Annotated in this window: 10 protein-coding genes; 8 read left to right on the plus strand and 2 right to left on the minus strand. The window is 71.4% G+C overall.

Going from position 1 to position 12,642, the window contains the following annotated elements; genetic code table 11:
* From PHC73_RS05825 to PHC73_RS05860, 8 genes are all read left to right on the plus strand, one after another.
* Positions 1–952, plus strand: a 952-nt coding sequence (locus PHC73_RS05825) for a class I tRNA ligase family protein (RefSeq protein ID WP_300125591.1), incomplete at its 5' end; no start/stop codon positions are given.
* 175 nt (positions 953–1,127) lie between these two features.
* A complete protein-coding gene (gene lptE, locus PHC73_RS05830) occupies positions 1,128–1,631 on the plus strand; it encodes an LPS assembly lipoprotein LptE (protein WP_300125593.1) in 504 nt (167 codons plus the stop codon).
* 7 nt (positions 1,632–1,638) lie between these two features.
* Positions 1,639–2,625, plus strand: coding sequence for a DNA polymerase III subunit delta (holA, locus tag PHC73_RS05835; RefSeq protein ID WP_300125596.1), 987 nt, complete (start codon positions 1,639–1,641; stop codon positions 2,623–2,625).
* Positions 2,625–3,881 (plus strand): glutamate-5-semialdehyde dehydrogenase, encoded by a 1,257-nt coding sequence (locus PHC73_RS05840; RefSeq protein WP_366949812.1) that lies wholly within the window; start codon positions 2,625–2,627, stop codon positions 3,879–3,881. The genes holA and PHC73_RS05840 overlap by 1 nt, the downstream gene beginning before the upstream one ends.
* The gene (nadD, locus tag PHC73_RS05845; RefSeq protein WP_300125599.1) at positions 3,845–4,549 is read left to right on the plus strand and encodes a nicotinate-nucleotide adenylyltransferase; all 705 of its coding nucleotides are present in this window, start codon (positions 3,845–3,847) and stop codon (positions 4,547–4,549) included. The genes PHC73_RS05840 and nadD overlap by 37 nt, the downstream gene beginning before the upstream one ends.
* Before the next feature lie 3 nt (positions 4,550–4,552).
* Positions 4,553–4,921: a ribosome silencing factor gene (gene rsfS, locus PHC73_RS05850; RefSeq protein ID WP_300125601.1), complete on the plus strand. Its 369-nt coding sequence runs from the start codon at positions 4,553–4,555 to the stop codon at positions 4,919–4,921.
* Positions 4,918–5,391 (plus strand): 23S rRNA (pseudouridine(1915)-N(3))-methyltransferase RlmH, encoded by a 474-nt coding sequence (gene rlmH, locus PHC73_RS05855; RefSeq protein ID WP_300125604.1) that lies wholly within the window; start codon positions 4,918–4,920, stop codon positions 5,389–5,391. Before rsfS ends, rlmH begins: the two co-directional genes overlap by 4 nt.
* On the plus strand, positions 5,381–9,136 hold the full coding sequence (locus PHC73_RS05860; RefSeq protein WP_300125606.1) for a YhdP family protein: 3,756 nt from the start codon (positions 5,381–5,383) through the stop codon (positions 9,134–9,136). Before rlmH ends, PHC73_RS05860 begins: the two co-directional genes overlap by 11 nt.
* A gap of 30 nt (positions 9,137–9,166) precedes the next feature.
* Here the strand turns inward: PHC73_RS05860 and PHC73_RS05865 are convergent, their stop codons facing one another.
* Positions 9,167–10,288: an ABC transporter permease gene (locus tag PHC73_RS05865; RefSeq protein ID WP_300125608.1), complete on the minus strand. Its 1,122-nt coding sequence runs from the start codon at positions 10,286–10,288 to the stop codon at positions 9,167–9,169.
* Positions 10,289–10,291: 3 nt separating this feature from the next.
* Positions 10,292–12,642 (minus strand): ribosome-associated ATPase/putative transporter RbbA (gene rbbA, locus PHC73_RS05870; RefSeq protein ID WP_300125610.1); only part of this gene is annotated, 2,351 nt, incomplete at its 5' end.

Raw genomic sequence — 12,642 nt, forward strand, 5'->3', positions numbered from 1 at the left:
CTTTGCCTGTCCCGATCTCGACACCGCCATGCTGGACGAGCGCGCCGACCGTTGGTTGCCGGTGGACCAGTACGTGGGCGGCATCGAGCACGCCATCCTGCACCTGCTGTACGCACGCTTTTTCACCAAGCTGATGCGCGACGAGGGCCTGATTTCGGTCGGTGAGCCGTTCACGCGCCTGCTCACGCAGGGCATGGTGCTCAAGGACGGCGCCAAGATGTCCAAGTCCAAGGGCAACACGGTGGACCCGCAGGCGCTGATCGACCGCTACGGCGCCGACACGGCGCGGCTGTTCATCATTTTTGCGGCGCCGCCGGAGCAGGCGCTCGAATGGTCCGACGAGGGCGTGGCCGGCGCCAACCGCTTCCTGAAACGCCTGTGGAGTTTCGCGACCGACTTCGCCGCCTGGCGCGACGGCGCCGCGGTGGCCGATCTGGCGGCGCTGGACGAGGCCCAGCGCGCCGCCCGGCGCGAGATCCACGCCCGCCTGCAGCAGGCCAGTTACGACTTCGGCAAGCATCAGTTCAACACCGTGGTGTCGGCCGGCATGAAAATGCTGAACGAGCTGTCGCGCCTGCCGCAGCCGGCGGCCGCCGCTGGCGCCGGCTATCGGGCGGTGGTGGACGAGGGGCTGTCGATTCTGCTGCGCCTGCTGTCGCCCATCGTGCCGCACATCACGCACGGCCTGTGGCAGGCGCTCGGTTACCCTGGCGAGCTCCTGCGCGCGCCGTGGCCGCAAGTGGACCAGGCGGCACTGGCGACCGACGAGGTCACGCTCGCCGTGCAGGTGTGCGGCAAACTGCGCGGCAGCATCCGCGTGCCGGCCGGGGCCGACGAGGCCACCATCCGCGCCGCGGCGCTGGCCGAGCCCAACGTGCTGCGCTTCGTGGGCGACGCGCCGGTGCGCAAGCTGGTCGTGGTGCCGGGCAAGCTGGTCAACATCGTGGTTTGAAGGAAACGCCGAATTTATGCAGCGTTTCCGTCCGGGGCAGGATGCCCCGGCATGAATCAGCGCCGTACGGCGTTGATTCATGGAGCGCGGCGCGGGCGTGCACCGCGCGGCGCGAGCTGACAAATTCCAGGGATGGAATGTGTCAGCATGTCCCTGACGGTCCGGAGAATCCCGCGTGAACCGACTCTTTCGCCGCTTCCTGCCCTGGCCGGCGCTGGCCGTGCTGCTGCTCGCCGGCTGCGGCTTTCATGCCCGCGGCAACTACCGCCTGCCGGACACGCTGGGCACGGTGTTCATCGAGGTGCCGGGCTACGACTACGACCTGCGTCACCGCCTGCAAACGGCGCTCGGCAGTCGCGGCGTGCGCCTGGTGGAGGACGCCACCGCTGCCGATGCGGTGCTGCGCATCACCGACCCGCGGTTCGCCAGCCGGGTGCTGACGGTGGGCTCCGATGGCCGCGTGCGCGAGAACGAGCTGCGCTACACGCTCGGCTTCGAGCTGCGCCGGCGCGACGGCACGCTGCTGGTGGCGCCGCAGTCGCTCGAGCTGTTGCGCGACGTCACCTATGACGAAAACAACGTGCTCGGCAGTCAGAGCGAACAGAGCGCCGGCCGGCTCGAGCTGCAGGATCAGGCGGTGCAGCAGATCATGCGGCGGCTGACCGCGCGCCTGAGTTGAGGCGGTCGTGGCGCTGAAGCCGGAGCAGCTGGCCGCGGCGCTCGCCCGCGGGCTGGCGCCGGCCTATCTGCTGGCCGGCGAGGAGCCGTTGCTGGTGGCCGATGCCGCCGACGCCGTGCGCCGGGCGGCGCGCGGGGCCGGTTTCGGCGAGCGGGTGGTGTATGAGGTCGAGCGTGGCTTCGACTGGCGCCTGCTGGCGGGTGAGGCCGCCAGCCTGTCGCTGTTCGCGCAGCGACGCCTGATCGAGCTGCGCCTTGGCAGCGGCAAGCTCGCCGACGAGGGCGCCGCCGCGCTGGTCGATTTCCTGGCCGCGCCGCCGCCGGACGTGCTGCTGCTGCTGACCGCCGAGGTGCTCGACAAGCGCGCTCGGTCGAGCGCCTGGTATGCCGCTTGCGAGCGCGCCGGCGTGGTGGTGTACGCCTGGCCGCTGGAGGCCGCCGCCCTGCCGCGCTGGCTGATGGCCCGCGCGCGCGGTCTGGGTCTCACGCTGGACGAATCGGCTGCCGCGCTGCTGGCCGACCTCACCGAAGGCAACCTGCTGGCGGCGGCGCAGGAGCTCGACAAGCTGGCCCTGTTGGCGCCGCCCGGTGGCGCGCTCGACCGCGCCGGCGTGCTGGAGGCGGTCGGCGACAGCGCGCGCTATGCGGCGCGCGATCTGGCCGACGCCGCGCTGGACGGTGACGTGCGGCGCCTGACGCGGGCGCTCGCGCACCTGCAGGACGCCGGCGAAACCCCCATCCTGGCGCTGTGGCAGCTGACGCAGGACCTGCAGCGGCTGATCGACGGCAACGCCTTCGGTCAGCCGCCGCAGCGGCGCGAGCTGCTCGAGCGCGCCCGCCGCCGGCGCCCGGCGGCGTTCTGGCAGGCCCTGCTGGCGCAGGCGGCGTTGGTCGATCGCGCCAACAAGGGCGTCGGCAGCGGCATCGATCCTTGGCAGGCGCTGACCGCGCTGGCGCGACGCATGGCGCAGCCGACAAGCACAACCCGGAGCTGATGTTGGAACTCGAAACCTATATCGAACGACTCGGGCAGCGCGCCCGCGCCGCGGCGCGCGAGCTGGCGCGGGCCAGTACCGCCGCCAAGAACGCCGCCCTGCTGGCCATGGCCGATGCCATCGAGTCCTCGCAGGCGACGCTGCTGGTCGAAAACGAGAACGACCTGGCTGCCGGCCGCCTGGCCGGTCTCGACGCGGCGCTGCTGGACCGGCTGACGCTGACCGCGCCGCGCATCGCCGCCATGGCCGATGGCCTGCGCCAGATCGCCGCCCTGCCGGACCCGGTGGGTGCGGTGGATGACCTGCGCACGCGCCCGACCGGCATCCGTGTCGGGCGCATGCGGGTGCCACTCGGCGTGGTCGGCATCATTTACGAGTCGCGGCCCAACGTGACCGCGGACGCCGCCGGGCTGTGCCTTAAATCCGGCAACGCCTGCATCCTGCGCGGCGGCTCGGAGGCGCTGCACAGCAATCTGGCGATCGCCGCCTGCATCGGCAGTGGCCTCGAAGCCGCAGGTCTGCCGGCCGCCGCCGTGCAGGTGCTCGAGCGCACCGACCGCGCCGCGGTGGGTCTGCTGGCGGGGCTGGCCGAGTATGTCGACATCATCGTGCCGCGCGGCGGCAAGGGTCTCATCGAGGCGGTGATGCGCGACGCCCGTGTGCCGGTCCTGAAGCACCTGGATGGCGTGTGCCATGTCTACATCGACGACGGCGCCGACCCGGACATGGCCCGGCGCATCGTGCTGAACGCCAAGACCCACCGCTACGGCGTGTGCAACGCCATGGAAACATTGCTGGTGGCGGCCGGCGAGGCGGCGCTGCTGCCGCAGATCGCCGCCGATCTGCGCGAAAAAGGCGTCGAGCTGCGCGGTTGCGAGCGCGCCCGGGCGCTGGTGCCAGACATGCTGCCGGCAGGCGAGGACGACTGGTACGCCGAGTACCTGGCGCCGATCCTGGCCGTGCGCGTGGTGGACGGTCTGGATGCGGCCATCGAGCACATCGCCCGCTACGGCTCGGCGCACACCGACGCCATCGTCACGCGCGATGTGGCGCGCGCCGACCGTTTCCTGCGCGAGGTGGACTCGAGTTCGGTGATGGTGAACGCCTCCACGCGCTTTGCCGATGGCTTCGAGTATGGCCTCGGCGCCGAGATCGGCATCAGCACCGACAAGCTGCACGCCCGCGGACCGGTGGGCCTCGAGGGCCTGACCAGCCAGAAGTGGGTGGTGCTCGGCAACGGCGAGGTGCGCGTCTGACGCCGCGCCTGCGCCGTCCCGCCGGGCGGCCGATCGGCATCCTGGGCGGCACCTTCGACCCGGTGCACGTGGGGCATCTGCGCGCCGCCATCGAGATTCGCGAGGCGCTCGATCTGGCCGAAGTGCGCCTCATCCCGGCGCACGTGCCGCCGCATCGTCCGCAACCGGCGGCCAGCGCCGCGCACCGGCTGGCGATGCTGCGCCTGGCCGTGCGTGGCGTGCCCGGCCTGTCGGTGGACGACCGCGAGCTGCGCCGCGCGGGGCCGTCCTACACCGTCGACACGCTGGCCGGGCTGCGCGAGGAGCTCGGCCGCCGGCCGCTGTGTGTGCTGGTGGGCGACGATGCGTTTCGCGGCCTGCCCACCTGGCACCGCTGGCAGGCGCTGTTCGAGCTGGCGCACCTGGTGGTGATGCAGCGCCCGCCGCTGGCGGGGGTGAGCGCAAGCGTGCCGGCCGAGCTGGCGACGGTGCTGCACGCGCGGCTGGCCGACGGCCCGCAGGCGCTCGCGCTCGCCCCGGCCGGGCGCATCCTGCAGCAGGCCATCCCGCCGCTGGACGTGTCGGCCACGCGCATCCGCGCCCTGCTGCGGGCCGGGCACAGCGCGCGCTTTCTAGTGACCGACGGTTGCCTGCGGTACATTCGCGACCATCACCTCTATAAAGACTGACTCATGGCGCAAGACTTGGCCGGCCTGCAGGCCGTGGTGCTGAAGGCACTCGAAGACCTCAAAGCCGTCGACGTCGCGGTGCTCGACGTGAGCGCGCTCACCAATCTCACCTCGCGCATGGTGGTGGTCACCGGCACCTCCAACCGGCATGTGCGGGCGATTGCCGAGGCGGCCCGCGAGGCCGCCAAGGCGGCCGGCTACCCGGTGCTGGGCGTCGAGGGCGAGGCCGGCGCCGAGTGGGTGCTGGTCGACCTGGTGGACCTGGTGCTGCACGTGATGCTGCCGGCCACGCGCGCGCTGTATCGCCTGGAAGACCTGTGGTCGGCCAGGCCCGGCCAGGCCCGGCCGGGGCAGGCCGCCGACGGCGCGTGAGCCAGGTGCTGATTCTGGCGGTGGGACAGAAACCGCCGGCCTGGGTCAGCGCCGCCTGTGCCGATTACCTCGGTCGCTTCGGGCGGCGCCTGAAGGTGGAGCTGAAAGAAATCGCCCCGGCGCGGCGTACTGCCGGTGGCCTGACCGGCGCGCTGGCGCAAGAGGACGCCCGCCTGCTGGCGGCGCTGCCGGACGGCGCCTTCGTGGTGCTGCTCGACCCGCGCGGGCAGATGGTCGATTCCGAGCGCCTGGCGGACACGCTGTCCGGCTGGCTCATGCAGGGCGCGCCGCTGGCGCTGCTGATCGGCGGCGCCGACGGCTTCGGGCCGCGGGTGCAGGCGCGTGCCAAGGCGCGCTGGTCGCTGTCGGCGCTCACCTTCCCGCACATGCTGGCGCGCGTGATGGTGCTCGAACAGCTCTACCGCGCCTTCAGCCTGCTGCACAACCTGCCGTACCACCGTGAGCACTGAGGCGCGCCGCTTGCGCTGGGCCGGCGTGTTGTGGGCCGGCCTGCATTGGACGGTGACGACGGCGCTGGTGGTGGCGGCGCTGGGGCTGACGGCGCTGCGCCTGGCGCTGCCGATGCTCGATCGGCGCCCGGCCGAGGTGGCCACCCTGGCGAGCAAGGCGCTGGGTTATCGGGTCGAGTTCGCCAGCCTCGCCACCGGCATGCGCGGCGTGACGCCGCAGCTCGAGCTGCGTGAGGCGAGCCTGGTGGGCGACGACGGCAGCGTCACGCGCGTGGCTGCGTTGCGCCTGGGGTTCGACTGGACGGCGTCGCTGTGGGCGCGCTCGCCGCGCCTGTCGGAACTGGAAATCGACGGTCTGCGCCTTGCCGTGCTGCGCTTGCCGGACGGGCGTTGGCAGGTCGCCGGCATGGCGCCGGGGCAGGCCCCCGGCGGGCTCAAGTCCTGGCTGCTGGCGCAGCCGCTGGTGCGGCTTGGCGCGGCATCGATCGACATCGCCGACGCGCGCGAGCCGGCGCGTGCGCTGCTGCTCGAGCCGGCCGCCGCCACGCTGCAGCGCCGGCAGGGTCGTCACTGGCTGGATCTGCAGGTCGGCGTCGCTGGGGCGGCCAGCGGGGCGTTTCGCCTGCGCGCCGAGATTCGCGGCCTGAGCGGCGATTTTTCCGCCAGCGAGGGGCGGGCCTATGTGACGGCGCGCGAGCTGACCGGCGCCAACGTGCCGCTGGGGCGCTGGCTGTTCGGCGGTCAGCTGAACGCCGAGGCCTGGCTGTACTGGAAAGAAGGGCGCGTCGAGCGTGTGCATGGCGGCGTCGAAGGTGCGGGCCGGCTGCAGGTGGCGGGCGGCGCCGGCGTCGACTTCGATGGGCTGCGCGTGGGCGGCGTTTGGCAACGCACGGCGGACGGCTGGCAGGCGGGCCTGGATCAGCTCCGGCTCGAGGCCGGCCCGCGTGTGTGGCGGGTCGAGCAGGTCTATGCCGAGCGGCGCGGCGGGCGGCTCGCCGCGCGCGGCGGGTTGGTCGATCTCGCCGCTATGGGGCCTCTGGCCGACCTGCTGGCGGCGGCCGATCTGCCGCTTGGCGAGCGTCTTCGCGGCTTGGACCCGGCGCTGCGGGCGCGCGATTGGCGCCTCATGCAGCAGGGGGCCGACGATGACCGGCAGCTGCGCCTGGCGGCGCAGGTCGACGAGCTCGGCTGGCAGCCGGACGGGGCCGTGCCCGGACTCGACGGTCTGGCCGGTGAACTGCGCCTGAGCGAGTCGGCGGCCAGCTTCAGCCTGCAGGGCGCGCCGCACCTGCAGCTGACGGCGCCATCCGTCTATGCGCAGCCGCTGGCGCTCGACGTGGCGCGCGGCACGCTGACGGCGCAGTGGTCGGCGGCCGGCGTCCTGGCCCAGCTGGAGGGGTTTTCGGTGCGCAGCGGCAGCATCGACCTGGCCGGCCGTGGCCGGCTGTCGCTGCCAGCGCAGGGCGAGCCCGATTTGTTCATCCAGGCCACCACCGCGCAGGCACCAGCGGGCGAATTTTTTGCGCTGCTGCCGGACCGGGCGCTGGCGGCCCGCTTCATCGACTGGGGGCACGCGGCCATCCAGGCCGGCACGCTGCATGACGTGCAGGCGCTGCTGCGCGGCAATCCGCGCCGGTTTCCGTTCCGGGACCGTGAGGGACGGTTCGTGGCCAGCGCCGGCTTCAGCGACGTCGCGCTCGACTACCAGCCGGGCGCCGGCTGGCCGCAGGTGGCCGAGGGCCGTGGGCACTTCGGTCTGGACGGGTCCGAGTTCCGGCTCACGCTGGATGACGGGCGCCTGCTCGACAGCCGCGCCAGCGCGGTGCAGGTACGCATCCCGGACATCACCGCGCCCGCCAAGCGCCTGCTGCTGGACGGCGTCGCCAACGGTCCGGCACAGGACGTCGTTCGTTTCATCCAGCAGTCGCCGCTGGCCGAGCGCTTCGGTGCGCAGGTGGCGCGGCTCGGCTTCGACGGCGAGGCCAGCACGCGGGTCGGTCTCGATCTGGTGTTCACGGGACCTGTGAAATCGACGCAGGTGACCGGCCGCACCCGCCTTGACGGCAACACCCTCACCATCGCCGACACCGGGCTTGCGGTGCAGGCGTTGCGTGGCGAGGTCGGCTTCGACCGCGCCGGCCTGCGCGCGCAGGCGGTGCAGGCACGGCTGTTCGGCGGGCCGGTGGTGTTCGACCTGCGCAGCGTGCCGGGCAGGCCGCTGCGCATCGAGCCGCGCGGCCAAGCGGCTGCCGCCGAGGTGACGCGCTACCTGCACCTGCCGTGGCCGCAGCTGTTCTCGGGACCGCTGCCCTGGCAGGGCGGGGTGGACGTGGCCGGCGACGGCACGCTCGACCTCGATCTGAACCTCGAACTGGCCGACGCCGTGCGCGGCCTGCCGCCACCGCTGGATGTGTTGCAGCAGGCGCCGCTGGCGGTGCGCGCGCACTGCGACTGCGGTGCGCCGGCGCACGGCTGGGATGTGACGCTCACGGCGCAGCCGCTGACCGCGCGGCTCGACCTGGCGCCGGCCGAGGCCGGGCGGCTCACGCTGCGGCGCGGTGATCTCGCCATCGGCGTCGAAACGCGATTGCCGAGCGCCGGCTTCAACGTGCACGGGCGTCTTGCCGAGCTGGCGCTGGAGCCCTGGTTGGGCTGGTTGGCCGCACATTTCGGCGGCCCTGCCGATGGCGCCTGGCCGGCGCCGCGCGTGGACCTGTTCGCCGACCGGCTGGTGTATCTCGGTCAGACCTTCGCCGACACCCGCCTGCAGGTGGTGCGCGGCGACGGCTGGAATGTGAGCGTGGACGGCGCCGGCGTGGCCGGCACGGTGCGCGTCACCGGCTCGGGGCCGAGCCAGCGCGTGCAGCTCGATCTCGGTCGGTTGTATCTGACGCGCGATCAGGATCAGGCCGCTGCCGGACCGTCCGGCGCCGGCGGCATCGACCCGGCCGCGGTGCCGCCGCTGGCCGGGCGCATCGGCGATTTGCGCTACGCCGGCGAGGCGTTCGGTGCGCTCGATTTCAGCAGCCGGCGCGAGCCGGACGGTCTCGACTTCGATAGCCTGGACTTGCGTGGCGATTACGGGCGCATCAGCGGCCGCGGCAGCTGGCGCGGCAGCGCCGCCGCCAGCCAAACGCGCCTGGCGGCGACCGCGCAATTCGACGACTTCGGGGCATTTTTGGCCCGTTTTGGCGTGACCAACCTGGTGCGCGGCGGCCGCGGCGAGCTCACCGCCGATCTCGCCTGGCCGGGCAGCCCGGGCGCGTTCGCCTTCTCGCAGCTCAGCGGCCGTGTCAGCGGCGAGCTGCGCCGTGGCACGCTGCCGGACCTCGAGCCTGGCCTCGGACGCCTGTTCGGCATTCTCAGCATCGACAGCGTGGTGCGGCGCCTGACGCTGGATTTCCGCGACGTGTTCGGGCGCGGTTTCGCCGTCGACAGCATGCAGGGCAAGCTCGAGCTCGCGGCCGGCCAGGCGCGGCTGCAGGACCTGCGCGTGCTGGGCCCGGCGGCGCACCTGACGCTGAATGGCAGTACCCATCTCGGCGACCGCAGCCTGGACGTGCAGGTGCTGGTGGTGCCACAGGTCACCTCCAGCCTGCCGCTGGCCGGCGCCATCGCGGCGCCCGGCGTGGGCGCGGCGATTTATCTCGGGCAGAAGCTTTTCGAGGGCGCCATCGACAAGGTCACCGAGCAGCACTACCGGGTGACCGGCACCTGGGCGGAGCCGAAAATCGCCCGCCGTTGAGGCAAACGCGTCCCGGTCTCGCGGCCCGCGTCAGGCCATGGTGGCGATGGTGCTTCGAAACCGCGCCAGCGCCAGGCCGAACAGCACGCTGCCGATCGCCGCCAGCGCCAGGAACTGGGGCCACAGCAGGGAAAAACCGGCGCCGCGGTACAGGATGCCCTGCGCCAGCATCACGAAATGCGTGTTCGGCGCCGCCAGCATCAGCACCTGCACCACCTCGGGCATGCTCTCGCGCGGCGTGGTGGCGCCGGACAGCATCTGCAGCGGCAGCAGCACCAGCATCAGCAGCAGGCCGAACTGCGGCATCGAGCGGGCGATGGTGGCCAGAAAGATGCCGAGCGAGGTGGTGGCGAACAGGTGCACCGTGGTAGCCGCCACGAACAGCGCCACCGAACCGTGCAGCGGCACGCCCAGCCAGGTGTGCACCACGCCCAGCAGCGAGGCGGTGGCGGCCGCCACCACCACCAGGCCCATGGACCACACTTTGCTCAGCATGATCTCGAGCGGCGTGACCGGCATCACCAGCAGGTGCTCGATGGTGCCGTGCTCGCGCTCGCGGATCAGCGCCGCGCCGGTCAGCACGATGGAGAGCATGGTGACGTGATCGATGACCGACATGATGCTGGAGAACCAGTTCTTGCGCAGGTTCTGGTTGAAGTTCACGCGCAGCGCCAGGTCGGCCGGCGGCCGCGGCACGTCCCGGTAGCGCTGCACGAAGGCGCGGACCTCGTCGTCGACGATGGTCTGCACGTAACCGCTGCCGGTGAAGGCCTGGCTCATGCGCGTGGCGTCGACGTTGAGCTGGATGGTCGGCGAGCGGCCGGCCAGCACGTCGCGTTGGAACTCCGGCGGGATGTCGAGCGCGAAGGTGTCCAGGCCGGCGTCCATGCGGGCGTCCATTTCGGCCTGGTCGATCAGGCGCGGCGGCAGGAAGTAGGGCGGGTAGAAGGCGCTGACGATGCGCGTGGACAGCGGCGAGCGGTCTTCGTCGACGATGGCGATCGGTGCCTTGTTGAGCGTGTCCGGGATCGCCTTGGCACGGCTGTAGATGGAGAAACTGAACACGTACACGATCAGGATCAGCATCACCGGATCGCGCCACAGGCTATAGAACTCCTTGACGCCCAGGTGCCAGACGTGTGCCGCGCGCATGGCTCAGGTCTCCTGCTTTTTGAGCAGCAGCGCCGACAGGGTGATCAGGATCGGCACCGCCAGCAGCAGCGGCAGGAACGAGCCGCCCAGATCGCCAAACCCGAGCGCCTTGGTGAAGGTGCCGCGCGAAATGGTCAAGAAATGCGTGGTCGGATAAATCTCGCCGATGAGACGACCGGCGCCCTCCAGGGAGGACACCGGATCGATCATGCCGGAGAACTGGGTGGCCGGCAGCAGGGTGAGCACCGCCGCGGCGAACAGCGCGGCGATCTGGCTGTTGATGAAGGTCGAGATCAGCAGGCCGAGCGCGGTCGCACTGCCGACGTAGAGCAGGGCGCCGCACAGCAGCGCCGCGAAGCTGCCGTTGAGTGGCACGCGAAAGATGGTCAGCGCCATCACCACCAGCAGCAGGAAGCTCAGCATGGACAGCACGATGTACGGCGCCTGTTTGCCGAGCAGGAACTCGAGCGCGTTGGTCGGCGTCACGTAGAAATTGGTGATCGAGCCCAGTTCCTTCTCGCGCACCACGGCAAGTGCCGACAGCATGGCCGGGATCATCATCAGCAGCAGCGGGATCACGCCCGGCACCATGGCGACCAGGCTTTTCACGTTCGGGTTGTAGCGAAAGCGTACCTCGACCGTCGCCAGTGGCCGCACGGCGGCGCTGTGGCCGGTGTCGCGCGCCTTGGTCGCCAGCCACTGGGCGTGAATGGCCTGCACGTAGGCGCGGATGGTCTCGGCGCGGGTCGGCATGGCGCCGTCGACCCAGGCGCCGACCTGTGGCTGCCGGCCGCGCTTGAGGTCGCGGCCGAAATTGGGCGGGATCTCGATGGCCAGGCTCAGCTTGCCCGCGCGCATGCGCCGGTCGAGGTCCTCGTAATCGACGATCGGCGGCTTTTCGCTGAAATAGCGCGAGCCGGCCAGGTTCAGCGCGTAGTTCTGGCTGAGCGTGGACTGGTCGCGGTCGAGCACGGCAAAGCTGAGGTTCTCGACGTCCATGGTGATGCCGTAGCCCATCACCAGCATCAGCAGCGCGCTGCCGAGCAGGGCGAGCGTCAGGCGGATCGGGTCGCGCCGCAGCTCGAGCGCTTCGCGACGGGCATAGCTGACGCACCGCCGCGGGTCGAAGTAGCGCCGCCAGCCGGTGATAGCGGCGTCGTTGGGATCGGTCGCGGCGGGCGCCACCGCCAGCGGCGGATCGTCGGCGTCGGCCGTGTCAGCGGCGGCGTCCTCGAGGTAGGCGATGAAGGCGTCCTCGAGCGTCGGCACGCCGCGCTGCTGCGCCAGCTCGGCGGGCGCGCCGACCGCCAGCACCTTGCCGGCGTGCATCAGCGAGATGCGGTCGCAGCGCTCGGCCTCGTTCATGAAGTGCGTGGAGATGAAGATGGTCACCCCGTCGCGGCGCGACAGCTCGCCGAGTGCCTGCCAGAAACCGTCGCGCGCTACCGGGTCGACGCCCGAGGTGGGCTCGTCCAGGATCAGCATCTCGGGTTTGTGGATCATCGCCACCGCCAGCGACAGGCGCTGGCGCACACCCAGTGGCAGCGCGCCCGGCAGTTTGTCCATCACCTGCACAAGGCCGAAACGCTCGGCCATTTCCAGCACCCGCGGCGCAATGTCGGCCGCGGGCACGCCGAACAGCCGCGCGTGCAGGGTGAGGTTCTGCTCGACCGTGAGCTCGCCGTACAGCGAAAACGACTGCGACATGTAGCCGACGCGCCGGCGCGTGGCCAGGTCGTGCGGGTCGACCGCCTGCCCGAACAGCCAGGCGCGGCCCTCGGTGGGCGGCAAAAGACCGGTCAGCATCTTCATGGTGGTGGTCTTGCCGCAGCCGTTGCTGCCCAGGAAGCCGAAAATCTCGCCGCGGCGGATGCGAAAGCTCACCTTGTCGACGGCGGTGAAGTCGCCAAAGCGCATGGTGAGGTCCTTGGCCTCGATGGCGGCCTCGCCGTCGCCATCCGGCGGCAGCGGCGGAATCTGCACCGCCCGGTGGCCGCGGCGTTTCTCTTCAGGCAGCAGGGCGATGAAGGCTGCCTCCAGCGTGTCGCAGCCGGTGCGTTCCAGCAGCTGGGCCGGCGTGCCGGCGGCCAGCACGCGCCCGGCGTCCATGGCGATCAGGTGATCGAAACGCGCCGCCTCTTCCATGTAGGCGGTCGCCACCAGCACGCTCATGTTCGGCAGGTCGGCCCGGATGCGCGCGATCAGTTCCCAGAACTGGCGCCTCGACAGCGGATCGACGCCGGTGGTGGGCTCGTCCAGGATCAGCAGGTCCGGGTCGTGGATGAGCGCACAGCACAGGCCGAGCTTTTGCTTCATGCCGCCGGACAGCTTGCCGGCCGGCCGGTCGAGAAACG

The organism is Immundisolibacter sp., assembly GCF_028696615.1.
In the GTDB taxonomy this organism is placed as follows: domain Bacteria; phylum Pseudomonadota; class Gammaproteobacteria; order Immundisolibacterales; family Immundisolibacteraceae; genus Immundisolibacter.